At 68.4% G+C, this 23,320-nt stretch carries 29 protein-coding genes; 10 read left to right on the plus strand and 19 right to left on the minus strand.

What is annotated here, in order from left to right; all coding sequences use genetic code 11:
* Positions 1-783, plus strand: a complete 783-nt coding sequence (locus tag IGS68_RS07060; RefSeq protein WP_201078417.1) for a 3-hydroxybutyrate dehydrogenase — start codon at positions 1-3, stop codon at positions 781-783.
* Positions 784-907: 124 nt separating this feature from the next.
* The gene (locus IGS68_RS07065; RefSeq protein WP_247881211.1) at positions 908-1,135 is read left to right on the plus strand and encodes an HNH endonuclease; all 228 of its coding nucleotides are present in this window, start codon (positions 908-910) and stop codon (positions 1,133-1,135) included.
* Between the two features lie 40 nt (positions 1,136-1,175).
* On the opposite strand, the gene IGS68_RS07070 is transcribed toward IGS68_RS07065, so the two are convergent.
* The gene (locus IGS68_RS07070; RefSeq protein ID WP_201078419.1) at positions 1,176-1,382 is read right to left on the minus strand and encodes a hypothetical protein; all 207 of its coding nucleotides are present in this window, start codon (positions 1,380-1,382) and stop codon (positions 1,176-1,178) included.
* A gap of 281 nt (positions 1,383-1,663) precedes the next feature.
* Between IGS68_RS07070 and IGS68_RS07075 the strand changes: the two genes are divergently transcribed.
* Positions 1,664-2,278: a PAS domain-containing protein gene (locus tag IGS68_RS07075; protein WP_201078421.1), complete on the plus strand. Its 615-nt coding sequence runs from the start codon at positions 1,664-1,666 to the stop codon at positions 2,276-2,278.
* Positions 2,279-2,287: 9 nt separating this feature from the next.
* Here IGS68_RS07075 and IGS68_RS07080 read toward each other — a convergent pair whose 3' ends face one another.
* From IGS68_RS07080 to IGS68_RS07095, 4 genes are all read right to left on the minus strand, one after another.
* Entirely contained in the window at positions 2,288-2,890 is a 603-nt protein-coding gene (locus IGS68_RS07080; RefSeq protein ID WP_201078423.1) for a hypothetical protein, read from the minus strand.
* A 173-nt stretch (positions 2,891-3,063) separates the two neighbouring features.
* Positions 3,064-3,528, minus strand: a complete 465-nt coding sequence (locus IGS68_RS07085) for an RrF2 family transcriptional regulator (RefSeq protein WP_201078425.1) — start codon at positions 3,526-3,528, stop codon at positions 3,064-3,066.
* A gap of 81 nt (positions 3,529-3,609) precedes the next feature.
* On the minus strand, positions 3,610-3,834 hold the full coding sequence (locus IGS68_RS07090) for a hypothetical protein (RefSeq protein ID WP_201078427.1): 225 nt from the start codon (positions 3,832-3,834) through the stop codon (positions 3,610-3,612).
* Between the two features lie 9 nt (positions 3,835-3,843).
* A complete protein-coding gene (locus IGS68_RS07095; RefSeq protein ID WP_371821886.1) occupies positions 3,844-5,682 on the minus strand; it encodes an ABC transporter transmembrane domain-containing protein in 1,839 nt (612 codons plus the stop codon).
* Positions 5,683-5,865: 183 nt separating this feature from the next.
* Between IGS68_RS07095 and rpmE the strand changes: the two genes are divergently transcribed.
* On the plus strand, positions 5,866-6,090 hold the full coding sequence (gene rpmE / locus IGS68_RS07100; protein WP_037457659.1) for a 50S ribosomal protein L31: 225 nt from the start codon (positions 5,866-5,868) through the stop codon (positions 6,088-6,090).
* 141 nt (positions 6,091-6,231) lie between these two features.
* Here rpmE and IGS68_RS07105 read toward each other — a convergent pair whose 3' ends face one another.
* Positions 6,232-7,248: an NADP-dependent oxidoreductase gene (locus IGS68_RS07105; RefSeq protein WP_247881212.1), complete on the minus strand. Its 1,017-nt coding sequence runs from the start codon at positions 7,246-7,248 to the stop codon at positions 6,232-6,234.
* A 27-nt stretch (positions 7,249-7,275) separates the two neighbouring features.
* Between IGS68_RS07105 and IGS68_RS07110 the strand changes: the two genes are divergently transcribed.
* A complete protein-coding gene (locus IGS68_RS07110) occupies positions 7,276-8,280 on the plus strand; it encodes a LysR family transcriptional regulator (protein WP_247881213.1) in 1,005 nt (334 codons plus the stop codon).
* Between the two features lie 12 nt (positions 8,281-8,292).
* On the opposite strand, the gene IGS68_RS07115 is transcribed toward IGS68_RS07110, so the two are convergent.
* The gene (locus IGS68_RS07115) at positions 8,293-8,694 is read right to left on the minus strand and encodes a DUF1465 family protein (RefSeq protein WP_201078431.1); all 402 of its coding nucleotides are present in this window, start codon (positions 8,692-8,694) and stop codon (positions 8,293-8,295) included.
* A gap of 267 nt (positions 8,695-8,961) precedes the next feature.
* Between IGS68_RS07115 and IGS68_RS07120 the strand changes: the two genes are divergently transcribed.
* Positions 8,962-9,438: an Hsp20 family protein gene (locus IGS68_RS07120; RefSeq protein WP_201078433.1), complete on the plus strand. Its 477-nt coding sequence runs from the start codon at positions 8,962-8,964 to the stop codon at positions 9,436-9,438.
* Between the two features lie 67 nt (positions 9,439-9,505).
* Here the strand turns inward: IGS68_RS07120 and IGS68_RS07125 are convergent, their stop codons facing one another.
* Positions 9,506-9,940: an acyl-CoA thioesterase gene (locus IGS68_RS07125; protein ID WP_201078434.1), complete on the minus strand. Its 435-nt coding sequence runs from the start codon at positions 9,938-9,940 to the stop codon at positions 9,506-9,508.
* A gap of 45 nt (positions 9,941-9,985) precedes the next feature.
* Entirely contained in the window at positions 9,986-10,849 is an 864-nt protein-coding gene (locus IGS68_RS07130) for an alpha/beta fold hydrolase (RefSeq protein ID WP_247881214.1), read from the minus strand.
* Positions 10,850-10,939: 90 nt separating this feature from the next.
* Here IGS68_RS07130 and IGS68_RS07135 point away from each other — a divergent pair, with 90 nt between their 5' ends.
* From IGS68_RS07135 to IGS68_RS07145, 3 genes are all read left to right on the plus strand, one after another.
* Complete coding sequence (locus tag IGS68_RS07135; RefSeq protein WP_201078436.1) at positions 10,940-11,851, plus strand: LysR substrate-binding domain-containing protein; 912 nt, start codon at positions 10,940-10,942, stop codon at positions 11,849-11,851.
* A gap of 76 nt (positions 11,852-11,927) precedes the next feature.
* Positions 11,928-12,647 (plus strand): AzlC family ABC transporter permease, encoded by a 720-nt coding sequence (locus tag IGS68_RS07140; protein ID WP_201078438.1) that lies wholly within the window; start codon positions 11,928-11,930, stop codon positions 12,645-12,647.
* The gene (locus IGS68_RS07145) at positions 12,637-12,948 is read left to right on the plus strand and encodes an AzlD family protein (RefSeq protein WP_201078440.1); all 312 of its coding nucleotides are present in this window, start codon (positions 12,637-12,639) and stop codon (positions 12,946-12,948) included. Before IGS68_RS07140 ends, IGS68_RS07145 begins: the two co-directional genes overlap by 11 nt.
* Positions 12,949-12,960: 12 nt before the next feature.
* Here the strand turns inward: IGS68_RS07145 and IGS68_RS07150 are convergent, their stop codons facing one another.
* From IGS68_RS07150 to IGS68_RS07195, 10 genes are all read right to left on the minus strand, one after another.
* Positions 12,961-13,743, minus strand: coding sequence for an alpha/beta fold hydrolase (locus IGS68_RS07150; protein WP_201078442.1), 783 nt, complete (start codon positions 13,741-13,743; stop codon positions 12,961-12,963).
* Between the two features lie 6 nt (positions 13,744-13,749).
* On the minus strand, positions 13,750-15,045 hold the full coding sequence (locus IGS68_RS07155) for an O-acetylhomoserine aminocarboxypropyltransferase (protein WP_201078444.1): 1,296 nt from the start codon (positions 15,043-15,045) through the stop codon (positions 13,750-13,752).
* A 162-nt stretch (positions 15,046-15,207) separates the two neighbouring features.
* Complete coding sequence (locus tag IGS68_RS07160) at positions 15,208-16,074, minus strand: anti-sigma factor family protein (protein WP_247881215.1); 867 nt, start codon at positions 16,072-16,074, stop codon at positions 15,208-15,210.
* A 60-nt stretch (positions 16,075-16,134) separates the two neighbouring features.
* A complete protein-coding gene (locus tag IGS68_RS07165) occupies positions 16,135-16,644 on the minus strand; it encodes a sigma-70 family RNA polymerase sigma factor (RefSeq protein ID WP_201078448.1) in 510 nt (169 codons plus the stop codon).
* Between the two features lie 228 nt (positions 16,645-16,872).
* A complete protein-coding gene (locus IGS68_RS07170; protein ID WP_201078450.1) occupies positions 16,873-17,022 on the minus strand; it encodes a hypothetical protein in 150 nt (49 codons plus the stop codon).
* 10 nt (positions 17,023-17,032) lie between these two features.
* Positions 17,033-17,203 carry a type II toxin-antitoxin system RelE/ParE family toxin gene (locus IGS68_RS07175; RefSeq protein ID WP_201078452.1) on the minus strand — a complete coding sequence of 57 codons (171 nt, stop codon included), beginning with the start codon at positions 17,201-17,203 and terminating at the stop codon, positions 17,033-17,035.
* A 2-nt stretch (positions 17,204-17,205) separates the two neighbouring features.
* The gene (locus IGS68_RS07180; RefSeq protein ID WP_201078454.1) at positions 17,206-17,478 is read right to left on the minus strand and encodes a type II toxin-antitoxin system ParD family antitoxin; all 273 of its coding nucleotides are present in this window, start codon (positions 17,476-17,478) and stop codon (positions 17,206-17,208) included.
* Positions 17,479-17,596: 118 nt separating this feature from the next.
* Positions 17,597-19,504 carry a propionyl-CoA synthetase gene (locus IGS68_RS07185; protein ID WP_201078456.1) on the minus strand — a complete coding sequence of 636 codons (1,908 nt, stop codon included), beginning with the start codon at positions 19,502-19,504 and terminating at the stop codon, positions 17,597-17,599.
* 155 nt (positions 19,505-19,659) lie between these two features.
* The gene (locus IGS68_RS07190; protein ID WP_201078459.1) at positions 19,660-20,766 is read right to left on the minus strand and encodes a glycosyltransferase; all 1,107 of its coding nucleotides are present in this window, start codon (positions 20,764-20,766) and stop codon (positions 19,660-19,662) included.
* A gap of 6 nt (positions 20,767-20,772) precedes the next feature.
* Positions 20,773-21,429, minus strand: coding sequence for a formyltransferase family protein (locus IGS68_RS07195; RefSeq protein WP_201078461.1), 657 nt, complete (start codon positions 21,427-21,429; stop codon positions 20,773-20,775).
* A 172-nt stretch (positions 21,430-21,601) separates the two neighbouring features.
* Between IGS68_RS07195 and IGS68_RS07200 the strand changes: the two genes are divergently transcribed.
* On the plus strand, positions 21,602-23,278 hold the full coding sequence (locus IGS68_RS07200; protein WP_201078463.1) for an acyl-CoA synthetase: 1,677 nt from the start codon (positions 21,602-21,604) through the stop codon (positions 23,276-23,278).
* Positions 23,279-23,320 lie beyond the last annotated feature (42 nt).

Below are 23,320 nucleotides of genomic sequence, written 5' to 3' on the forward strand. Positions count from 1 at the left end.
ATGCTTAAAGGCAAGACCGCCGTCGTCACCGGTTCCACCAGCGGCATCGGCCTCGGCATCGCCGAGGCCCTGGCGGCCAAGGGAGCCGACGTGATGCTGAACGGCTTCGGCGATGCCGACGCCATCGCCTCCCTGACGAAGGGCATCGCCGACCGGTTCGGCGTCAAGGTCGGCTATGACGGCGCCGACATGAGCAAGCCGGACCAGATCAAGGGGCTGATCGACCATGCCACCGCCGAACTCGGCAAGGTCGACATCCTGGTCAACAATGCCGGCATCCAGTTCACCGCCCCGGTGGAGGAGTTTCCCGCCGAGCGCTGGGAGGCCGTCATCGCGATCAACCTGTCCGCGGTCTTCTACGGTGCCCACTACGCCCTGCCGCAGATGAAGCAGCGCGGCTGGGGCCGCATCATCAACATCGCGTCGGCCCACGGTCTGGTCGCCAGCGTCAACAAGTCGGCCTATGTCGCCGCCAAGCACGGCGTCATCGGGCTGAGCAAGGTAATCGCGCTGGAGAACGCGGAGACCGGCATCACCTCCAACTCGATCTGCCCGGGTTGGGTACTGACCCCGCTGGTCCAGAAGCAGATCGACGCCCTGGCCGAGCGCAAGGGCCTGACCGGCGAGGAGGCGGCGCGCGACCTCCTGGGGGAGAAGCAGCCGTCCAAACGGTTCGTGACCCCGGAGCAGCTGGGCGAACTCGCGGTGTTCCTGTGTTCCGACGCCGCCGCCAACATGACGGGCACCTCCCTGTCGATGGACGGCGGGTGGACGGCGCAATAGCCTGTCCCGCCCGCGCTGGGGGAGGGGGCGCCCATGGCGCCTTCGCCCGGCCTCGGTGACGGGGGGAAATGATGCCGGGGGCGACTGCCCTCTCTGCGGCCGGCCGCTGGTTCCCGGGCCAAGCGTGAACCTCCACCATCTCGTGCCGCGTACCTACAAGGGAACCGAGACGGTGGCCCTGCACAGGATCTGCCACGCCAAGATCCACATGGTGCTGAGCGAGAAGGAACTGCGCGACCACTACCACACGGTCGAACGGCTTCGGGAGCATCCGGAGATCGCCCGCTTCATCCGATGGGTGGCCCGCAAACCGCCGGCCTTCATGACGCGGCATCGGGCCGGGCGCCGCTGATCGCGGGCCCGGCCCGATGCTCGCCCGTGATGCCGACCGATCAGTCGTCGGGATTGGTCCGGGGCCGCAGGCACTCGGGCTGCTGGCTTCCGGGCGGGCACACCACCTGGTCGGTGCCGAGGCCGTTGGTCGAAGTGCCGGCGGGGGAGGTGGCCGGCGGGTCGGAGCGGCCCATCATGTTGTCGCTGCAGCCGGCCAGGGCCAGCAGCAGGATTGCGCCGGCTGCAAAATGCGAAAGCGTGCTCATGGTTCTTCTCCTGCTCGCGTTGCTTTTTGAAAGACTGACGGCGATCCGGGGCCCCTGGTCGCTGGAAAAGCAACGCAGCGTGCCGCGACATGTTCCGGCAGGAGTTTCCCACCGGCAGAATCTGCCGTTCCGCCGACCCGTCCGGCCGGGTCCGTCTCCCCCACCTCAGAGGTCACAGCTTTGGAACAAGTGATTTAGCCTGAATTTTCCGTATTGGCATGCTTCCTGCTTATCGTCGGTATGCCAGGAAGATCCCTGGGACCCCTACCGGCGAGGCCCTCATGTCCATTGCGCAAACCGTCACGGCTCAGTGGGAACGGTTCTACAGCGAACCTGCCATCGCCAACCCTGTGGCGACCGCCGGGATGCACGACGGCTTCTCCTGGAATCTCAGCAGCTTCTATCCGGGCGACCAGCGCCTCTGGTGCATGTACGAGCTATGGCTGGGCCACCAGCGGGACCCTGATCATCCGCCGGTGTGGTCGCTCGACATCGTGCCGGAACTGGCTCCCTGGCTGCCGGACATGTTCGAGGTCAAGTTCACCGATGCCGGGACCCGCCTGACGCGGTTCGGCAGCGGCCTCGTCCGGGCCTTCGGCGTCGACCTGTCCGGCCGCCATCTCGGCGCAGCCCTCCTGGGTCCGGGGAGCGAACGGCTCGAAGCCGACTGCCAGAAGGTCCGTGCGACCGGCCAGGTCACCTGGTCCGACGACGAACTGCGTCGGCGGGGCGCGGCGCCGGTGACCTGCGAACGCCTGCTGCTTCCCTTCGCGGACGCCGAGGGCCGGGTATCGCGGGTGGTCGGCTGCCTGTTCCTGCGAGGCTTCGGCCTCGCTCCCGGCTGGCTCGGCACCATCACCCGCTTTATCACCGTCAGGAGCACCCTGCTGGACTGAGAGCGTGGTCTACTTTCCCTGGTCGACCTGGCCGTCCTTGACCCTTCGCAGGACGCCGCTGATCGTCTTCAGGACCTTGCCGTCCGACACCCGCGAGAACTTGAGGTCCAGGCCATGGGGTGCGAGCGTGCGCTCATAGGTCTGGATCTCGTAGCCGCCGTCCTCCGTGATCAGCAGGGCCTGGACCGTCAGCGTGTCGTTGCCGAGATGCGCCCACAGGTAGGGCTCGCCCGCCATCGGATCGAGCGGCATGAAGTGGCCGAACATGTTGCGCCGTTGCGCCGCCCTGAAGATGCCGGCCCGCTGGGTCGGCTCGAAGGCGACCGAATAGGACTGCTGCTTCGTCTTGCCGTCGATCCGCCGGGTGATCGTGGTCCAGTCCAGCGAGAAGCCGTCGTTTCCATAGGGCTTGATGGTCACGGCCAGGTCGCGCTCGTTGAGGCCCTGGTCGGCCAGCGAAATGCTCTGGCCGACATAGTTGCCCATGAACTCCTGGAGCTTCCGCGTGTCCGCGGCACCGGCGCCCGCGGGCAGCAACGCCAGCGCCGCTGCGAGCACGAGTCCGAACACGAATGCCCGGAAAACCGAGGGCCGCTGGTGATTCCGCTGCATGACCTGCACTCCCGCACCGATGCCGCCGCGCCAGGGCTGGCGGTCAGGCGACCAGCCGTGGCGCGGAGCATCCCAAATTCAGAATGCATTGAACATGGAGCATCGGGCGCCGTCTCGAAAGCTCCGCGCCGGAGGAATTTGGAAACGAAGGGGAAACCGCGCCGCCGGACGCCTCAGGCGGTGGCGGCGGCCGTCTCCTCGCCCGGCAGGGTACCGGTCGCCCGCCGGTGTTTCAGGCCATCCTCCAGCGAGCAGTTGTCCAGGATGTCCGCCGTCGCATCCCGGACGCGCTGCATCAGCCAGCGGACCGAGCAGGTCTCCGCGTCGGTGCAGTCCTCGCACGGGCGGAAGCTGCTTCGGCTGGCGCAGGGCAGGGGCGCCAGGGGGCCGTCCACGATCCGGATCACCTCGCCGAAGGAGATCGCGGCGGCCGGCCGGGCGAGGCGATAGCCGCCGTTCTTTCCCCGGCGGCTGTCCAGCAGGCCGCGCTTTCGCAGGTCCACCAGGATCGCTTCCAGGAACTTGCGCGGGACGTTCTCCCGTTCGGCGATGTCGGCGATCATGACCAGGTCGTCCTCCGGCAGCTCCGCCAGCATCAGGAGGGCGCGAAGGGCGTACTTGGCTTTCTGGGAAAGCATGGGGGAGGGTGCCGCCGGGGCCGGAAGGTGGAAATGGGAAAGGGCGTCGGACCGGGATGCGACCGAAGCCGGACCGCGGGATCAGACCAGCAGATCCAGGTACATGCCTCGGCGGTAATAGGACGGCAATGTCAGGATGCCGTCCACCATCAGGCTGGCAAGCTGCTTCAGGCTGGGGACGCGCCCGGCATGGGTCCGCCTGCTTTTCGGCTCCTCGACCGGCCGGCCGGCCGGCGTGCGGCCGCTGCCGGTGTCGCTGCGGACGGGAAGGTTCGTGTTCGGACCGGTAGGGCGCGTGTCAACCATGTCAAAGACCTACTCCGCTACGCCGCGCAAGGCAAGGGATTGCCCGTCATCCTCGCGACGGTCGAACTGGAGCGACGCGAGGCGCGCGTACAAACCGCCCTGACGGATCAGTTCGGAATGACTCCCGGTTGCAACCAGCCGTCCGCCATCCATGACCGCGATGCGATCCGCGTTGAGCACCGTCGAAAGGCGGTGGGCGATGATCAGGGTGGTCCGGTTCTCCATCAGCCGCTCCAGCGCCGCCTGGACGACTCGCTCGCTTTCCGCGTCCAGGGCCGAGGTCGCCTCGTCCAGCAGCAGGATCGGCGGATTGCGCAGGATGGCTCGCGCGATGGCGACGCGCTGGCGCTGGCCGCCCGACAGCCTGACGCCCCGCTCGCCCAGATAGGTATCCAGCCCGTCCGGCAGCTGCTCCAGGAAGTCCAGCGCGTGCGCCGCCTCCGCCGCGGCACGCACCTCGTCGTCGCTGGCATCGAGCCGGCCGTAGCGGATGTTCTCGCGGGCGCTGGTGGAGAAGATCACCGGATCCTGGGGCACCAGCCCGATCCGGGCGCGAACCTCGGCCGGGTCCGCCGTCCTGACGTCGACGCCGTCGACCAGGACGCGGCCGTCGCGCGGATCGTAGAAGCGCAGCAGGAGCTGGAAGACCGTCGTCTTGCCGGCGCCGCTCGGTCCGACCAGGGCGACCGTCTCGCCCGGCTCGACCGACAGGCTGAAGGCGTCGAGCGCCGCGTCGTCCGGACGCGAGGGGTAATGGAAGCGGACGGCATCGAAGGCGACGGCGCCCCTCACCGGTACCGGCAGCGGGGCCGGATCGGCGGGCGCCGTGATCTGCGGCGCGGTCGCCATCAGGTCGAACAGCCGCTCGGTCGCCCCGGCCGCGCGCTGGAGGTCGCCGATCACCTCGCTGATGGCGCCGACCGACCCGGCGACGACGACCGCGTAGAAGACGAAGGCGGAGAGGTCGCCGCCGGACAGGCGGCCGGCCAGCACGTCATGGCCGCCGACCCACAGGATGGTGCCGATCGCGCCGAACACCATGACGATGACGATGACCGTCAGGATCGCCCGCACGCGCACCCGGCGGACCGCCACGTCGAAGGCCTCTTCCACCCGGGTGCCGAAGTTGCGCCGTTCCGCGTCCTCGTGACCATAGGCCTGGACGGTGCGGATGGCGCCCAGCGTCTCGTCCACGAAGGAGCCGACATCGGCGACGCGGTCCTGGCTCTCGCGCGACAGCTTGCGCACCCGGCGGCCGAACACGACGATCGGGACCACCACCAGCGGCACGACCAGGAAGACGAGGCCGGTCAGCTTCGGGCTGGTGATCACCAGCATCACCGATCCGCCGGCCAGCAGCAGAAGGTTGCGCAGCGCGATCGACACCGTGGATCCGACCACGACCTGGAGCACGGTGGTGTCGGTGGTCAGCCGCGACAGGATCTCGCCCGTGCGCGTGGATTCGAAGAAGGCGGGGCTCAGCCTGACCACGTGGTCGAACACGGCCCGGCGCAGGTCGGCGACGACCCGCTCGCCGATCCAGGAGACCAGGTAGAACCGCCCGAAGGTGGAGGCCGCCAGGATGAATATGACGCCCAGCATGACCAGCAGAGCCTGGTCCAGCAGCCCGGCGTTCCCGGCGGCGAAACCCTGGTCGACCAGGGCGCGCAGGCCGGCTCCCAGTCCCAGCACCGTGGCGGCCGCGACGACCAGCGCCACGACGGCGCCGGCGATCGCCAGGCGGTACGGTTTCAGGAACGGGATGAGCTGGCGCAGCGGGCCGAGGTCGCGGCGCTGGACAGGCCCCTGGCCGGACGTGGCCTCAGCATTGTTCTTATTTCGAAACACCAGGAGGGATCCCGCAATGACGGAGCTTGAACGGCCTTTGCTGGTATAGCAAGCTGTCGCGGGGGCAACAAGCCGGGCCGCCCGCGTCACATCAGCCCGCCCGACTCCCGATTTCCCGATATGCCGCTTGCGTCCCGGCGAGCGGTCCGCTATAAGGCGCGCTCGTTTTCGGGGACTTGGGCCATGAAGAAAGACATCCATCCGGACTATCACGAGATCAACGTCGTCATGACCGACGGAAGCTCGTTCCAGACCCGGAGCACCTGGGGCAAGGCTGGCGACACGCTGCGCCTGGACATCGATCCGAAGTCGCATCCGGCTTGGACCGGCGTGCAGAAGCTGCTCGACACCGGCGGCCAGATCGCGAAGTTCAACAAGCGCTTCGGCAGCTTCGGCCTGAAGAAGTAAGCCGCTTAGGGGCGTCAAGCCCGTTAGCCGCACGCTTTCGCAGGGCCGTGCCTGACATGAGATCGACACCGTGAAAAGGCGTCCGTGACCCGGGCGCCTTTTCGCATGTCCGCGCCGGCCCCGCCAGGCGCGGAAACCGCGTCACTCGACGGTCAGCACGATCTTCCCCTGCACGTGGCCCCTCGCGGCCCGCTCGTGGGCCTGACGCGCCTGGGAGAGCGGATAGGTGCTGTCTATGACGACCCGGAGGGTGCCGTCATCGAGCAGGCGCCCGACATCGTCCAACTGCGCGCCGCTTGATCGGACCTGGGTGGTCGAGACCGTCACGCCCAGCTTCGCGGCCTCCTCGGCGCCGGAGAAGCCCAGCGGAAAGATCGGGAACAGCGCGCCGCCCCGTTTCAGGGTGCGAAGGAACCGGCCGGCTTTCGGCCCGCCCACCGTGTCGATGACGAGGTCGGCGCCGCGGACGACGGTCTCCGGCGCGGTCTGGGTGTAGTCGATGAACTCGTCGGCGCCGAGTTCGCGCAGAAGCGCCTCGTGCCTGCCCGACGCCACGGCGATGACGCGCGCACCCCGCCACTTCGCCACCTGCACCGCGAGGTGCCCCACGCCGCCGGCGGCCCCGTTCACGAGAACGGTCCTGTTCTCGAGCGGCACCGGCACATGCCGGTCCGGCTGAAGCGGGTTCGGCTCGTCGTGCCCGGGATCGACCAGGAACTGCCATGCCGTGAGCAACGACATGGGGGCTCCGGCGGCCTGCACGTGATCGATGCTTGCCGGCTTGGGTGCGAGTTCCGACGCCGGCACGCTCACATACTCGGCATAGGCACTGCTGTCCCCCGCGAGGCCGCCGGGGAAGCGCACCATGGAATAGACTTCATCCCCGACGGAGAAGCCGACGATGTCCTCGGCGACGGCCTCGACCACGCCGGAGATGTCGGTCCCCGGGATGGCGGGGAACCGCACCGGCGGCTGCCACTCGGGAGGGAGCATCCTGTAACCTTCCCGCAGGTACAGGTCGGGCGGATTGAGACCGGCCGCGCGAACGCGGACGAGCACCTCGCCGGCCGTCGGCTCGGGCCTCGCAGCGGTCTCGTACCGCAGCACCTCGGGGCCGCCGAACCCATGGAAACGGACCGCCTTCATCGTATCGCTCACCACTACCTCCAGGGAATGCATCGTTCCATGGGCAGCCATGTGGTCGGCGGAGTGGGGATTGATAATCGAGGCAAGCTTCGGTTCTATTGTGCCATGACGGAACAAATCCAACTGGAACGGCTGACCGGCCTGATAGCATTCGCCCGCGCCGGATCGATGGGCAGCTTCACCGCGGCTGCGCGTTCGCTATCCATTTCTCCTTCGGCCGTCAGCAAGAGCGTGCAGCGGCTCGAGCAGCGTCTGGGCGTGTCTCTCTTCACCCGCACGACCCGCTCGCTGACGCTCACGCCGGAGGGACGCGAACTGCATCGACTCGCGCTCAAACTGCTGCACGATGCGGAAGCCATCGAGCAGGCCGCGATGGCGGCGCGGTCCGAGCCGTCGGGCACCCTGCGGATTTCCGCGTCGCTCCCGGTCGGCATGCATGTGATCGCGCCGGCCCTGCCGGAATTCCGGAGACTTCATCCCAGGGTGACGATCGATCTGCGGCTGAACGACCGGATCGTCGATATCGTCGAGCAAGGCATCGACGTCGCGGTGCGGATCGGGGAACTCGCCGATTCACGGCTTCTGTCGCGCCGGCTTGCGCCGCACCGGCTCTGCGCCTTCGCATCGCCGGACTATCTCGCGGCACGCGGCACCCCGTTGCATCCGGATGACCTGGAGGGGCACGACACCGTCAATCTCCGCTACCAGAGCACGGGCCAGGCTTTTCGCTGGCCTTTCCGGATGGGGAAAAGAACGATCGAGATCATGCCGCCGTCCGGCGTCGTCGTCGATGCGAGCGATGCGCTGGTCGCGATGCTCGCGGCGGGAGGCGGGATCGGCATCGCCGCGACTTTCGTGGCGGCGCCCCACGTGGCGCGCGGGGATCTGGTTCCGGTGCTGTCCGACTTCGCCGTCGAGCGGGACAACATAACCGCGCTCTGGCCGGAAAGCCGCAATACCAACCCTGCCGTGCGCGCCTTCATCGTCCGATTGCAGGAGATCTTCCGCGAGCGGATGTCGGCCGCGGCCACGCCGCCGGCCTGACCAGCCCGCGGTTCAGGCGACGTTGCGCCGGACCTGCTCGTCCAGGCGGGCGACCCGCATGTACAGCTTGTAGCTTCGCTCCAGCAGGCTGCGCAGGCCGGCGGGAAGCTCCTGGTTGTCGGGGCCCGAAGGGTCGGTGCAGACGTCGCCGCCGGCCAGGGCGTATTCCTCGGTCGCGACCTGCTGCGCCGTGAGCTCGCCGGCATGCACTGCCTTCTGTGCCAGCAGCCAGGCCATCACCTGGGTCAGGCGGCTGGTCACCCGCAGGGATTCGTAGCTGACCTGAAGCCGGACCTGGGGCGGCAGCCCGCGCTGGTCGGCCGCCTCGTTGTAGGCGATGTAGTTCCTCGCCTCGATGAGCAGCGCCATCGTCTCGTCGTATGTACGATTGAAGAAGGCTGTCGGGCCGCTCACTCTGTCTCCCGTCTCGGGGATCTCAAGTCCCATGATCGATGGTCCCAGCTACAGATTAAAAATGAATGACGCGCCCCGGGGCATCCCCAATCGCGCGCCGGCCCTGCGACAGAATCAACGATGCGAATCCCCTCTTGAACCCCGGATCGGCGTGATTATCTCCTCTGGCGTGGACGGGGCGCCGATACCGGGTCCGGTCCACGAAGAGGAGGGGTTGGACCATGGTGGTGAACCCCGACGCTGATATCGCTCTTTGGAGGGTATGAAATGCGCACCTATGATCTGTCGCCGTTGTTCCGTTCTTCCGTCGGCTTCGACCGCATGACCCGTGTCCTGGAGTCCGCGCTCAAGGTCGATGACTCAGCCCTGTCCTATCCTCCGTACAACATCGAGAAGCTGTCCGACGACGCCTACCGCATCACGATGGCGGTCGCCGGCTTCGGTGCCGAGGATCTGGAGATCACCTCGCAGGAAAATCTGCTTGTGATCACTGGTAAAACTAAGAATGACGCGGAAAACGGCCAATACCTCTATCGCGGTATCGCAGGACGGGCATTCGAGCGCCGCTTCCAGCTAGCCGACCACATCAAGGTGACTGGCGCCAATTTGGCGAACGGTCTCCTGAACGTGGAACTCGTCCGCGAAATCCCGGAGGCGATGAAGCCCCGCACGATCAAGATCGCTTCGGCCGCTCCGTCCCAGGTGCTGGAGCACAAGCAGTCCGATCAGCAGCAGGCCGCGTGACGGCAGGCCTCTGCGAAGGCAAGAACTGGCGGCGCCCCGGAAACGGGGCGCCGTCCTGCATTCCGGCTCACGCCACCAGCAGCCGCTCCATGCAGGCCCGCAGGGCGTCGGGGATCGGCACCGGCCGCATGGTCGAGCGCTCCACGAAGACATGGACGAAGTGGCCCGACGCCGCCGGTTCCCCGTCGCCCTCGGCGAACAGCCCCACCTCGTACCGCACGCTGGAATTGCCCAGCTTGCCGACCCGCAGCCCGGCGTCCACGGTCTGGGGAAACACCAGCGATTTCCTGAACTTGCACATGGTCTCGACCGCCACGCCGATGACCGGCGCGGCATGGATGTCGAAGCCGCCTTCCCGGATCAGGTAGCCGTTGATGACCGTGTCGAAGTACGAGTAATAGACCACGTTGTTGACGTGGCCGTAGATGTCGTTGTCCATCCAGCGCGTCGGGATGGCCAGGAAATGCCGGTAATCCTCCCGGGTTTCGATCGCAGCAGTCACGTGCCGAACCTCTTCGCCTTGGTTTCGCGTCGTCGCCCGGCCCTTCTATTCGAAAAACGCCAGCAGGGCACGCGCGACCTCGTCGGGCGCCTCCTCCTGGAGGAAATGGCCGCAGCCGATCTCCCGGCCCGAAACGTCGTCGGCCCAGCGGCGCCACACCGCGAGCGGGTCGTAGGGCCGGCCATCGGTCCCGCCGCGCGCCCACAGCGCCAGCACGGGGCAGGCGATCCGCCGCCCGGCGGTCCGGTCGGCGGCGTCGTGCTCCCGGTCGGCGCCGGCTCCGGCGCGGTAGTCCTCGCAGGCGGCATGGATCACCTCCGGCCGCCGGAAGCACCTGACATACTCGGCCAGGGCCGCCGGCTCCGGCACGTCCGGATCGGCGCACCAGCTCCGCACGGTCCGGATCAGGTAGCCGGCGGGATCGGCTCCGATCAGGCTTTCGGGCAGCCCGTCGGGCTGCGCCAGGAACAGCCAGTGATAGACGGACATCGCCATGCCGGCATCCATCATCTCCCACATGTCCAGCGTCGGCACCATGTCCAGGACCGCCAGCCGGCCGACGCGGCCGGGGTGGTCGAGCGCCAGCCGGTAGGCGACCCGGCCGCCCCGGTCGTGCCCCGCGACGCCGAACCGGTCGAAGCCCAGCCGGGCCATCAGCCGGACCTGGTCGGACGCCATGGCCCGTTTCGAGTAGTCTCCGTCCCGGGCCGGCGCGCTGTCGCCGTATCCTCTCAGGTCAGGCGCCACGACGGTGAAGCGCCGGGCCAGGACGGGCGCGACGCGGTGCCAGGTGACGTGGGTCTGCGGATATCCGTGGAGCAGCAGCAGCGGCGGGCCTTCGCCGCCGACAGCGGCGTCGATCTCCGTCCCCTCCAGGTCGAAACGCCGATGCATAAAATTCTCGATCAATTGGACCTCCCGATTGGGAAAAGCGTTCCTTCCTGGCGGAGCGTAAAGGTGCCGACGCCGCCGGGAAAATTCATAAGGTGAATGCGCAGCATGCCGCCCCGTCATGATCCCTCGCCGCCGACCCTCGACATCGATCTCCTCAGGGCCTTCCTGACCGTCGCCGAAACCGGCAGCTTCACGCGGACGGGCGAGATCCTGGGCCGGACCCAGTCGGCGGTCAGCGTCCAGATCAAGCGGCTCGAGGACCAGATCGGGGCCAGGCTGTGCGACCGCAGCGGCCGGTATGTCGTTCCCACCGAGGCCGGCGAGCACCTGCTGACCTACGCGCGGCGCATCCTGGCGATCAACGACGAGGCGGTCGGCCGGCTGGTCGCGCCGCCGATCGGCGGCACGGTCCGGCTCGGCACGGCGGAGGAGTTCGCGGCCCAGTTCCTGTCCGACATCCTGGGCGAATTCGCCCGCTGCTTTCCCACCGTCACGACGGAGATCACCGTGGATGCCTCCGCCGTGCTCCAGTCCGGCGTGGAGGCCGGGTTGTTCGATCTCGTGCTGGTCAAGCACGTCCCGGACGAGAGCCCCGGCCGCACGGTCTGGCGGGAACCGCTGCACTGGGTGGCGCGGGCCGACTGGAACTGCGGAGCGGACGGGCTGGTCCCGTTGGCGGTCTCGCCGGCGCCGTGCCTCTACCGGCGGTTCATGTTGTCTGCCCTGGGACAGGTCGGCCGCTCGTGGGAGATCCGCTGCACCAGCGCCGCGGTCTCGGCCCTGCAGGCCGCCGTCCTGGCCGGGCTGGGAGTCACCGCCCTGGCGCGAAGCACCATCCTGCCCGGCATGCGGGTCCTGACCCCGGACGAGGGCTATCCGGCCCTGCCCGACAGCGCCATAGCCCTGGTGACCCGGTCCGGAACCCCGACGCCCGCGGCGGACCGGCTGGCCCGCTTCATCCTGGATCGCATGGCGATACCGCACATGGCAGGCATACGGGCGCATAAACGACAATAAGATTGACCTATTCGCCCACGGAAGCTTCAATCCGCCCTCCTGTCCAGAAAGATAATGACAAGAGGAGAGCCGGCAAATGCCCGAAAACATCCGGCCGTTTCCCGGCGGACCTCCCGTCGCCTTTTCCCGCGCCGGACTGGCGGCCGGCGCCCTGCGAACCCTCCCGATCGCGACGGGCGGTCTGGCGTTCGGCGTGTTCTACGGCTTCCTGGCGGGCCAGAACGGCCTGACCCTTTTGGAAACCTCGCTGATGAGCGCCCTGGTCTTCGCCGGCGCCTCGCAGTTCCTGTCCGTGGAGCTGTGGGGCGACCCGCTGCCGGTCGGCGCCCTGGTGGCGACCGTGCTGGTGGTCAATGCCCGCCACCTGCTGATGGGCGCCACCCTCGCGCCCTGGCTCAAGCATGTCCGGCCGTCGCGGGCCTATGGCAGCCTGTATTTCCTGACCGACGAATCCTGGGGGCTCAGCGTCGCCGACATGCGGAACGGCGGCCGGGATGCCGCCTTCCTGCTGGGCAGCGGCCTGACGATCTTCCTGTTCTGGAACACCGGGACCCTCGCCGGCCGGGTGTTCGGCGGAATGCTGCCCGACCTCGACCGCTACGGCATCGACTTCCTGGGGACGGCCTTCTTCGTGGCCCTGCTGGCCGGTTTCTGGCGCGGGCGCGGGGACCTGCTGCCCTGGCTGGTCGCCGCCGCGGTCGCCCTGGCGATGGAGCGCACGATTCCCGGCACCTGGTACATCCTGGGCGGCGCCCTGGCCGGCAGCCTGGTGGGGGCGCTGCGCCATGCCCGCTGAAGCCCTGGACGGGTATCAGGGAGTCGCCACCATCGCCCTGATGGGGCTGGCCACCTACGCGACGCGGGCGGGCGGCTTCTGGCTGATCCGGCGGCTGCGGCCGTCGCGCTTCCTGGAAGCCTGGCTGGCCCAGATCCCCGGAGCGGTCTTCGCCGCCCTGTGCGCCCCGCTGGTGCTCAATTCCGGCCCGGCCGGATGGGGGGCGGCGCTGCTGACGCTCGTCCTGGCCCGGGCCACCGGCAATTTCCTGGTCGCCATGGCGGCCGGCGTCGTCGGCGTCGCCGTCCTGCGCCTCATATAGCCGTGCGGAGCCTCACAGGGACGCGCGGAGCGCGTCGGTCACCGCGTCGGGCTCCTCGACCATCATCATGTGGCCGGATCCCTGGAGCACCACGGTCTTCGACCCCGCGATCCTCGCCGCCAGCGCTTTTCCGGACCTGGCCGGGGTCATGCGGTCGCCGGCGCCCAGGACCAGCGTCGTCGGGCAGCGCACGTCGGGCGCGCCGCGCCACGCGTCGCAGGCCGCGAGATCGGTGGCGAGCACGCCGCGCGGCGCCCGGCGCATCAGCTGGATGCCGGTCCCGACCTGCCACAGGCCCGGGGCCGCCGAGCCGCCGCGCAGGGTGCCGAAGCCCCAGCCGATCACCATCGCGATCGCCCCCGCATAGGCCCGGTCGTCCTCCGACGCGGCGGCGGCCAGCAGGTCGGGGTGGACCGGCATGCGCTCCGCCACGCCGAGCAAGGCCAGCGCGCGCACCCGTCCGGGATGGCGGTTCGCCGTCTCCAGCGCGGCCAGCGCGCCCATGGAGTGGCCGGCCAGCCCCGCCTGCTCGAAGCCCGCCGCCTCGACCAGCCGCGCCGTCCAGTCCGCCAATTCCTCTATACTGCCCAGCGCCGCCCCGCCGGAACGCCCGTGGCCCGGCAGGTCCACCGCCAGCACCGAGCGGCCGTGGTGGGCGAGATAGCGCGCCTGCAGGCTCCAGACGGAATGGTCCATGCCCGCGCCGTGGATCAGCACCACCAGGGGAAGGGCAGGGTCCAGGTCCCGGCCGCCGGTCGCGGCGAAGACCTTGTGTCCGTCGACTGTCAGTTCCATCCCGGCTCACCCCTTCCGCGAGGCGCGCAGCGCCTGCTTGAGGTCGCCGATCAGGTCGCCCGGATCCTCCAGCCCGACCGACAGCCGGATCATCTCCTCGCCGACCCCGGCCTCGTGCAGCGCGGCGGCGTCCATCTGCTGGTGGGTCGTGCTGGCGGGGTGGATCACCAGGGACTTGGCATCGCCCACATTGGCGAGATGGGAGAACAGCCGCAGCGCCTCGATGAACTTCCGCCCCGCTTCCCGCCCGCCGGCGATCCCGAAGGTGACGATCGATCCGGCGCCGTTGGGCAGCAGCCGGCGCGCCAGGTCGTGGTCCGGATGGCCGGGCAGGTCGGGATGGCGGACCCAGGCGACGCCTTCCGCCCCGTCAAGGAAGCCGGCGACCTTGCGCGCGTTCTCCACATGGGCGCGCATGCGCAGCGGCAGCGTCTCGACGCCCTGGAGGATCTGGAAGGCGTTGGCCGGGCTCAGGCAGGCGCCGAAGTCGCGCAAGCCCTCCGCCCGCGCCCGCATGACGAAGGCGGCCGGGCCGAACTCCTCCGCGAAGTCGATGCCGTGGTACCCTGCATAGGGCTCGGTCAGCGTCGGGAAACGGCCGGACGCCTCCCAGTCGAACCGCCCGCCGTCGACCAGGACCCCGCCGATCGCGACGCCGTGGCCGCCCAGCCACTTGGTCGCGGAATGCATGACCAGGTCGGCTCCGTGCTCGAACGGCCGGCACAGGTAAGGCGTCGTGAAGGTGCCGTCGATCATGAGCGGCAGCCCGGCGGCATGGGCGACCTCGGCCACCGCCGGCAGATCGAGGACCTCCAGACCGGGATTGCCCAGCACCTCGGCGAATACCAGCCGCGTCTCCGGCCGGATCGCCGCCCGGAAGGCGCCGGGATCGCGCGGATCGACGAGGCTGGTGGTGATGCCGAAGCGGGGCAGGGTATGGGTGAACAGGTTATGGCTGCCGCCGTAGATCGCCTTGGAAGCGACGATATGGCCGCCGGCTCCCATCAGGGTGACGATCGCCAGATGGAGGGCGGCCTGTCCGCTGGCGGTGCAGACGGCGCCGACGCCGCCTTCCAGGGCGGCCAGCCGCTCCTCCAGCACCGCCACGGTGGGGTTGGAGATCCGGCTGTAGATGTGCCCCGGGCGCTCCAGGTTGAACAGCGCCGCGGCATGGTCGGTGTCGCGGAAGACGTAGGATGTCGTCTGGTAGAGGGGGACGGCGCGGGCGCCGGTCGCGGGATCGGGCTGCTGCCCGGCATGAAGGCTGAGCGTATCGAACTTCAGAAACGGACCGTCTGCCATGGTCGCGTCGTCCCCCTCCCCAAAAAGGACGAGGGCCGCTTGATGCGGCCCTCTTTATTATTGCCTCGCCTGCTCAACTCGAGCGATGGACGTGAGCCTATTGTGTCAAATCACCGCAGTCAAGCGGGTTGCGGGCGGGCCGTGCGGTTATCGGGGCATCCCCTACATGTCCTTGCGCTTCACGTCGCCGACCGGCTGCGCCGCGGGCTGCGGCGGCTGCTTGGCCGCTTCGGGCGGCGGCGCGGGAGCGGGCGGCGGCGGTACGTTGCGGCCCTTCAGCTCGCGGTAGACGGTCTGCGTGATGTTCATCAGCTGCTCACGCTCCAGCCGGCCGATCAGGGCATAGGCGATCGAGCCCTCCACCCAGTAGAACATCGACACGTCGCCCTTCTGGACGTAGCTGAAGGCGGCTTCCTGCCCGGCCTTGCTGGGCGTGCCGACGAACAGCGTCAGGCGGCGCTTGGCGTCGTTCTCGTACATGTACTGCGCGCCGGCGCCCGCTGCCGTCGGCAGCGACCTGCCGCCGATCAGGCGGTAGCCGGCGCTCGACAGATCGGGCCCGAAGATGCGCCTGCCCAGGCGTTCCGACAGCCAGCTGTCCAACGCTCCCCGGTCCTCGCCGCCCATCTCGACGGCGAAGCGGTTGTCCGATGCGTAGAAGGTGTGGGCCTGCACCGCCTCCCGGGCGAACGACTGCAAGGTCGGCTGCTGCTCGACCGCCACCGGCTCGGCCGGCGGCCGCAGCATCCACCCGCCGGTGCCCCCGGCCAGCAGCAGGACGACGGCCGCCGCCATGCGGGCGAAGGGAGAATGGATCCAGCCGCGCCGCCGGTTGTCGTTCCCGGCCATGCGTCCGGACAGCCGGTCGTGAAGGTCCTCCATCTCCGCCGTCGCGGGCTCGCGCAGCACGCCATCGAAAAGGTCGTGGAGCTGTTCGATCTGGCTGCGATACGCATTCACCCGTTCGGCCGAGGCCGGATCCTCCGCCAGCCAAGCCTCCACCTCGATGCGCCGCTGGGTATCCAGCAAGCCATCGACGTATGCATGAAGATCTCGATCTTCGACGGGCCGCGCCACCATGTGATTGTCCTACTTGACCCGGCGGAGAGGCACCCCGCCCTCGTTCGCGAGCTTGATCCGCACCGCCTCGCGCGCCCTGCTGAGGCGCGACATCACGGTGCCGATCGGTATCTGCAAGACCGCGGCGACCTCGTCGTACTTCAAGCCCTCCAGGGCCACCAGCAGCAGGACCTGGCGCTGTTCCTCGGGCAAGCCGGCGAGCGCCCTGGACATGTCGCGCAGCTCGATGCTGGTCTCCTGACGGGCCGGCGTGATCAGCCGCATCTCGTAGTCCTCGACCGGTACCTCGTCCGGCCGAGAGATCTTCTGGCGAACCTGGTTCACGTGCACATTGTGCATGATCGTGAACAACCAGGCCCGGAGGTTCGTCCCAGGCTTGAATCGGTCGGCACGCGACAGCGCGCGGGCCAGCGATTCCTGGACCAGATCGTCCGCGTCGTTCCTGTCGCGCAGGAGAGCCCGCGCATATCGTCGAAGCGATGCGATCTGTACTTCCAGCTCAGTCCCGAATCTGCTCACTGCTTCATCCGGTTGGTGGATAATTCAGGCGAAACCTTCGTTGGTCCGCAAAGTTCCGATGTCGGCGGTCCCGAAAGCGGATTCAAGCCACGAGCCGAAACTCAACCCTGCGAACACCGGAGGTCTGCCCCTTATTCCAGCGGGCGCCGATCGTTTGTCAAAAAAATGACGGCGCTCCGAGAAGGGCGCCGTCGGGATGGGCGGGCGGTGCTCCCGCCGGAATACGGATCACATCCGCAGGCCGCCCGCCGGCGTCAGCAGGGCGGGATCCAGCCTGCGCCAGGCGATCACCCGGACGATCTCCACGGGCGAGGATTTCCGGTAGATCACGGCATGACGCTGAAGGGCGTTCCAGAAGAACACGTCATGATCCGTCAAATCACGCCTTCTATGTCCCATGCCGGCTATGTCCCATGCCCGGGTTTTCGCCGATCATTGAGAATTGTTCGTATAACTGATCGATAAGGCTGTCGGCCGCACCCCAGCCATTGATGACCTCGAGGTATGGATGGATATCGTCGAGGTCATCAAGTGCGAGCGGCGCGACGGAATAGGGCATGTCTACTGTGTCTGCTTGGCCTTGCGTCGCATGGCGATGCGTTCTTCGGTCATGCGACGAGCCTCTTCACCGGGGATTGCCTCGCCGCGATCCAGCTGAGCCAATCCCTCCGCTATCCTCTGATTGAGCAAATCGATCTCACGGCAGCGCGCCTCGTCATACTTGAAGAAGAGCCTCAGCGCCTCGCGCATCACCTCGCTTGCCGACGTGTAGTGCCCGCTCGCCACGCGTTGCTCGATCTGCCGTTCCAGCTCGGGAGTAAGGGATACGTTCATGGGACACCTCCTGATAACAAGGTATAGCAAAGCTTGTTATCAGGACAACGGCCCATGCCCCCTCGCATGCAGATGCCGCCTGACATGCGGGCGGCGCCGATCGATCTGCGGAATCGCTCTACACCATCCCGGCCTTGGCATAACCGATGCCCTGCAGCGCCTCGGCGATCTCGGTCAGGATCAGCGGATCGTCGATGGTTGCCGGCATCTTGTACGACTCGCTGTCGGCGATCTTCTGCATGGTGCCGCGCAGGATCTTGCCGGAGCGTGTCTTGGGCAGGCGGTCCACCACGATGGCGAGCTTGAACGCCGCGACCGGGCCGATCTCGTCGCGGACGAGCTGCACCACCTCCTTGACGATGTCGGCATGGGGGCGGTCGACGCCGTTCTTCAGCACGATGAAGCCCAGCGGAACCTGCCCCTTCAGCTCGTCGGCCACGCCGATCACCGCGCACTCCGCCACGTCCTTGTGGGAGGCCAGGACCTCCTCCATCCCGCCGGTGGACAGGCGGTGGCCGGCGACGTTGATGATGTCGTCGGTGCGGGCCATGATGTAGACGTAGCCGTCGTCGTCGATGAACCCGGCGTCGCCGGTCTGGTAATATCCCGGGTAGTCCGTCATGTAGGATTTCACGAAGCGCTGGTCGGCATTCCACAGCGTCATCAGCGTGCCGGGAGGCAGCGGCAGCTTGACGGAGATGGCGCCGATGTCGCCCCGCTTGACCTCGTTGTTCGAGACGTCCAGGCAGCGTACGTCCCAGCCCGGCAGCGGCTTGGTCGCCGAGCCGTACTTGATCTTGAACCGCTCGATGCCCATCGGGTTGCCGGCGATGCACCAGCCGGTCTCGGTCTGCCACCAGTGGTCGATCACCGGGACCTTCAGGTGGTCCTCCGCCCAGTGCAGCGTGTCGGGGTCCGACCGCTCGCCGGCCAGGAACAGGGTGCGCAGGCTCGACAGGTCGTACTTCCCGATCAGCTCGGCGTTCGGGTCCTCGCGCTTGATCGCGCGGAAGGCGGTCGGCGCGGTGAACAGGGCCGTGACCTTGTGCTGCTGGATCACGCGCCAGAAGGTACCGGCGTCGGGCGTGCCGACCGGCTTGCCCTCGAACACGATCGTGGTGCAGCCGTGCAGCAGCGGGGCGTAGCAGATATAGGAGTGCCCGACCACCCAGCCGACGTCGGAGGCGGCCCAGAACACCTCTCCCGGCTTGATGTCGTACATGTTGGTCATGGTCCATTTCAGCGCCACGGCATGGCCGCCGTTGTCGCGGACCACGCCCTTGGGCTGGCCGGTGGTGCCGGACGTGTACAGGATGTAGAGCGGGTCGGTAGCCGCCACCGGCACGCATTCCGCCGGCTCCGCCACCGCAACGGCCTCGGCCCAGTCCACGTCGCGCGGCGCCTTCAGCTCGGCCGTCGCCTGGGGGCGCTGGAACACGACCACATGGTCGGGCTTGTGGTCCGACTGGTCGATCGCGGCGTCCAGCATCGGCTTGTAGGCCAGCACCTTCTTGCCCTCGATGCCGCACGACGCGGTGACGATGGCCTTGGGCTTGGCATCGTTGATGCGGGTCGCCAGCTCGTGCGGGGCGAACCCGCCGAACACCACGGAGTGGATGGCGCCCAGCCGGGCGCAGGCGAGCATCGCCACGACGGCCTGCGGGATCATCGGCATGTACAGGATCACCCGGTCGCCCTTGGCGACGCCCAGGCCGCGCAGCGCGCCGGCGAAGCGCGCGGTCAGGTCCTGCAACTCGGCGTAGGTGATGCTCTGGACCGTGTCGGTGACGGGGCTGTCATAGATGATCGCCGCCTGTTCGCCGCGCCCGGCCGCCACGTGGCGGTCGACGGCGTTGTGGCAGGTGTTCAGCACCCCGCCGGTGAACCAGCGGTAGAAGGGCGGGTTGGAACTGTCGAGAACGCTGTCCCACGGCTTGATCCAATCGATGTCGCGGGCGGCATCGCCCCAGAAGCCTGCGGGATCGGTGATCGAGCGGGTGTGAAGCTCAGCATAACGACCGGTCATGGAACGCCTTCTTCTTGATTGGAGCGGTGTGTCGATTCCTCGCGTCCTGGAAACATTCCGGCGACGCGGGCGAATATTGCGTCAGGCCGCGCGCGTTTTGCACAGGTGTTTCCGGTTTCCGGCCGCATGCGACATTTTGAGCCTCCGAACCGGTCCTACCAATGCGGCCAGGCTGCCAGACGGTCAGTCCATTCCCGTGCCCGGGCGTCCCAGGTCGCCGTCGCATTGACGAAGCGCACCTGCTCCCATAGCCGGGCGATCCCGGCGGGCGACCGGACCGAGGCCATGACCAGGTCGAGGGCGCACAGATACCGCCCGGGGAAGCTGCTCCAATCCTCGCCGGGATCCACCAGCAGCGCATGGCCGGCCGTCGTTTCCGCCAAGCCGCCCAGGTCGCTGGCGACCACGGCGCAACCGGCCGCCATGGCCTCCATCACCGCGATGCAGCTGGTCTCCGGGAAGGTGCAGGGATAGGCCAGGATGGGGACCGGGCGCAGCGCGCGCGCCAGCCGGGGCTGGGGAAGGGACCCGACATGCTCGATTCCCGGCGTGGACCGGCAGCGCTCGTACAGGCCCGCGAACTGGCTGTCCGCCGGACCCGTGGGGTAGGGTCCCATGTCGGAGAAGACGCGCAGGCGCGCCGGCCGGGCGATCAGGGGAAACATGCCGGCCAGAAGCTCGAGCCCGCGGAACGGGGTCGAGGTGTAGGCGAGATCCATCGGTCCGTCCCCGGCCTTCGCCGCCGCCAGGTCCCGGGCGTCCTCGAACAGGTCCTGGAAGGGCGGGGAGACGGCGTTGCGCAGCACGGTGCTCCGTCCGGGTTCGAGCCCGAAGCTCGCGGCGTAGCAGGCCCGCTGCCACTCGCCGACCAGCACCACGCCGTCCCAGCCCCGCCGCTCCGCCGGATCCTTCAGGCAGGCCACGGCCGGCTGGTCGTCGGCATGGCCGGTCCACAGGAACGCGCGCGTGCCCGGGGCCACCAGCGTCCGGACGGGGCCGGCCTGCGCCGTCAGCGACACGACGGCGTCCCAGCTCCCCCGCCTGAGGGCGTCACGGTCGCCCCGGTCGTCCAGCGCCAGGCAGGCGACCCCGCGCCGCCGGCCCGGCCGGCCGGTGCGGGTGGCCAGCGCCACCTCGTGCCCCCGCTTCGCCAGGGCCGCCGCCAGGTGGCAGGCGGCCGACTGCATGCCGCCCAGGGGGCGTTCGTACGGCGTGTCGGCGTCGTAGTCCCACGGCATCAGGTCGACGAAGCACAGCCGCATCCGGGATCAAGCCTCCTGCTCCAGCAGGAAGCGGCGGCCGTGCAGGGTGACCGTGATCCGCGTCTCGGGATCCTCCCCGAACGCCTTCAGCCGGCGCTCGAACTCAACCGCGTCGATGTCGGCCGGCAGGTCGGTCATGCGGTCGTAGTCGGAGCGACGGGTCTTCCGGCCGGACCACCGGACGTCCAGCACCTTCATCGGCCGGGACGACAGCGCCATGATCGGCGCCTGCCGGGCGAACAGCCGAAGCGTCGCCTGAAAAGCCAGGTCGGCCAGCCCCATCTGGCCGGTCCCCGGCGGCACGTCGAACCATTCGACCCCGACGATCGGCCCCTCGTCCACCCGCGGCGCCATGACGTGGGAGGTGGCGCCGAACCGGGTGGCGCCGTCGTAGACGGCGAAGCTCTCGGGGCTGCGGCCCGGATATGTGGGCGGCCCGGGATGGAAGTTGAAGGCCGGCCGGCCCAGCCGGTCCAGCAGGTGACGGGGCACGATCACGGCGGTGCAGAAGGCGATCAGCACCCGGCCCGGCAGGCATTCGCGTTCCAGGTCCTCGCGGTCGGTGACGTGGAGGATCGGCAGCGTGTCGCTGTAGCCCCGGAGATAGTCGATCAGGTAGGGCGCTTCGCGGTGCCCGGTGAGGAGGATGAGGACGCTTGCCATTCCGGGGTCGGATGTCCGTGATCGGGGTAAGGTGTCGGGAGGACGGATATCGGGAGGCGAAGTGTCGCGGGATGCGCGCACCGGAGCATTCCATACCGGCACCGGGACGGGCTATGCTGCCGGGACAAGAATGCCCGTCAAGGGCGCCCACCGCAATCCCGGGACCAAACGGATGACTCAGCACCGCAATCCTTTCGAGATTGAACTGGACAAGAACGAGGCGAACTACGTTCCGCTGTCCCCCCTGTCGTTCATCCGCCGCACCGCTTCGGTCTACCCGAACCGCACCGCGGTCATCCACGGCGCCGTGCGCCGGACCTGGGCCGAGAGCTACGAGCGCTGCGTCAGGCTGGCCTCGGCCCTGTCGAAGCGCGGCGTCGGCCTCGGCACCACCGTGGCGGTGATGGCGCCCAACATTCCCGAGGTGTTCGAGGCGCATTTCGGCGTCCCCATGGCCGGCGGCGTGCTGAACGCGCTGAACATCCGCCTGGACGCGGAGGCGATCGCCTTCCAGCTCCAGCACGGGGAGGCCAAGGTGCTGATCACCGACCGGGAATTCTCCGGGGTGATCAACAAGGCCGTCCACATGATCGATCCCCGGCACCGGCCGATCGTGATCGACATCGACGACCCGCTGGCCAAGGGCGGCGACCTGATCGGCGAGCAGACCTACGAGCAGTTCCTGGAGACGGGCGATCCCGCCTTCCAGTGGGAGATGCCCGGCGACGAGTGGCAGGCCATCGCGCTGAACTACACCTCGGGCACCACGGGCAACCCCAAGGGCGTCGTCTACCATCACCGCGGCGCCTATCTCAACGCGATGGGCAACTCCGTCACCTGGGCGATGCCGCACCATCCCGTGTACCTGTGGACGCTGCCGATGTTCCACTGCAACGGCTGGTGTTTCCCCTGGACCATCACCGCCATGGCCGGGACCCATGTCTGCCTGCGCGCCGTGACCGCCAAGGGCATGTACGACGCCATCGCCGACCACGGCGTCACCCACATGTGCGGGGCCCCGATCGTGATGGGCCTGCTGGTCAACGCGCCCGACGACCAGCGGCGCGAGATCCCAGCCGGGATCCGCATGATGACCGCCGGCGCCGCTCCGCCCGCCGCGGTGATCGAGAAGATCGAGCGGATGGGCTTCGCCATCACCCATGTCTACGGCCTGACCGAGGTCTACGGCCCCGACGTGGTCTGCGCCTGGCACGAGGAATGGGACGCCCTGCCGATCGAGCAGCGCGCCGTCTTCAAGGCCCGCCAGGGCGTGACCTACGTCGTCCAGGAAGGGCTGATGGTGGCCGACGCCACGACGCTGGAACCCGTGCCGGCCGACGGCAAGACCATCGGTGAGGTGTTCATGCGCGGCAACGTGGTGATGAAGGGCTACCTGAAGAACCCGGTCGCCACGCGGGAGGCGTTCGAGGGCGGCTGGTTCCACACCGGCGACCTGGGCGTGATGCACGAGAACGGCTACATCGAGCTGAAGGACCGGTCCAAGGACATCATCATCTCGGGCGGCGAGAACATCTCGACCATCGAGGTGGAGGCGGTGCTCTACCGCCACCCGGCCGTGCTCGACGCCGCCGTGGTCGCCCGGCCGGACGAGCGCTGGGGCGAGACGCCCTGCGCCTTCGTGACCCTGAAGGACGGCGCCGAGGTCACCGAGGCGGAGATCATCGCCTTCTGCCGCGAGCACCTGGCCCACTTCAAGAGCCCGCGCACCGTGGTCTTCACCAACCTGCCGAAGACCTCCACCGGCAAGATCCAGAAGTTCGTGCTGCGCGACATGGCGAAGCAATTGAATCAGGAAACCGCCGCGGCGGGCAAGCCGGCCGTCGGCTGAGCGCGCCCGCCGACCCCGCCCGCCCAGCCCGATTGATCGATT

Source organism: Skermanella sp. TT6, from assembly GCF_016653635.2.
Lineage (GTDB): Bacteria > Pseudomonadota > Alphaproteobacteria > Azospirillales > Azospirillaceae > Skermanella > Skermanella cutis.

What these genes read in the sequence shown, in the direction of transcription:
- IGS68_RS07155 (WP_201078444.1), bottom strand. Translation starts at nt 15,045, where the DNA reads ATGGCAGACGGTCCGTTTCTGAAGTTCGATACGCTCAGCCTTCATGCC.
- IGS68_RS07140 (WP_201078438.1), top strand. Translation starts at nt 11,928, where the DNA reads ATGCCCGAAAACATCCGGCCGTTTCCCGGCGGACCTCCCGTCGCCTTT.
- IGS68_RS07200 (WP_201078463.1), top strand. Translation starts at nt 21,602, where the DNA reads ATGACTCAGCACCGCAATCCTTTCGAGATTGAACTGGACAAGAACGAG.
- IGS68_RS07070 (WP_201078419.1), bottom strand. Translation starts at nt 1,382, where the DNA reads ATGAGCACGCTTTCGCATTTTGCAGCCGGCGCAATCCTGCTGCTGGCC.
- IGS68_RS07085 (WP_201078425.1), bottom strand. Translation starts at nt 3,528, where the DNA reads ATGCTTTCCCAGAAAGCCAAGTACGCCCTTCGCGCCCTCCTGATGCTG.
- IGS68_RS07060 (WP_201078417.1), top strand. Translation starts at nt 1, where the DNA reads ATGCTTAAAGGCAAGACCGCCGTCGTCACCGGTTCCACCAGCGGCATC.
- IGS68_RS07135 (WP_201078436.1), top strand. Translation starts at nt 10,940, where the DNA reads ATGCCGCCCCGTCATGATCCCTCGCCGCCGACCCTCGACATCGATCTC.
- IGS68_RS07090 (WP_201078427.1), bottom strand. Translation starts at nt 3,834, where the DNA reads ATGGTTGACACGCGCCCTACCGGTCCGAACACGAACCTTCCCGTCCGC.
- rpmE (WP_037457659.1), top strand. Translation starts at nt 5,866, where the DNA reads ATGAAGAAAGACATCCATCCGGACTATCACGAGATCAACGTCGTCATG.
- IGS68_RS07175 (WP_201078452.1), bottom strand. Translation starts at nt 17,203, where the DNA reads ATGCCCTATTCCGTCGCGCCGCTCGCACTTGATGACCTCGACGATATC.
- IGS68_RS07080 (WP_201078423.1), bottom strand. Translation starts at nt 2,890, where the DNA reads ATGCAGCGGAATCACCAGCGGCCCTCGGTTTTCCGGGCATTCGTGTTC.
- IGS68_RS07190 (WP_201078459.1), bottom strand. Translation starts at nt 20,766, where the DNA reads ATGCGGCTGTGCTTCGTCGACCTGATGCCGTGGGACTACGACGCCGAC.
- IGS68_RS07075 (WP_201078421.1), top strand. Translation starts at nt 1,664, where the DNA reads ATGTCCATTGCGCAAACCGTCACGGCTCAGTGGGAACGGTTCTACAGC.
- IGS68_RS07180 (WP_201078454.1), bottom strand. Translation starts at nt 17,478, where the DNA reads ATGAACGTATCCCTTACTCCCGAGCTGGAACGGCAGATCGAGCAACGC.
- IGS68_RS07145 (WP_201078440.1), top strand. Translation starts at nt 12,637, where the DNA reads ATGCCCGCTGAAGCCCTGGACGGGTATCAGGGAGTCGCCACCATCGCC.
- IGS68_RS07110 (WP_247881213.1), top strand. Translation starts at nt 7,276, where the DNA reads ATGGGCAGCCATGTGGTCGGCGGAGTGGGGATTGATAATCGAGGCAAG.
- IGS68_RS07195 (WP_201078461.1), bottom strand. Translation starts at nt 21,429, where the DNA reads ATGGCAAGCGTCCTCATCCTCCTCACCGGGCACCGCGAAGCGCCCTAC.
- IGS68_RS07185 (WP_201078456.1), bottom strand. Translation starts at nt 19,504, where the DNA reads ATGACCGGTCGTTATGCTGAGCTTCACACCCGCTCGATCACCGATCCC.
- IGS68_RS07150 (WP_201078442.1), bottom strand. Translation starts at nt 13,743, where the DNA reads ATGGAACTGACAGTCGACGGACACAAGGTCTTCGCCGCGACCGGCGGC.
- IGS68_RS07120 (WP_201078433.1), top strand. Translation starts at nt 8,962, where the DNA reads ATGCGCACCTATGATCTGTCGCCGTTGTTCCGTTCTTCCGTCGGCTTC.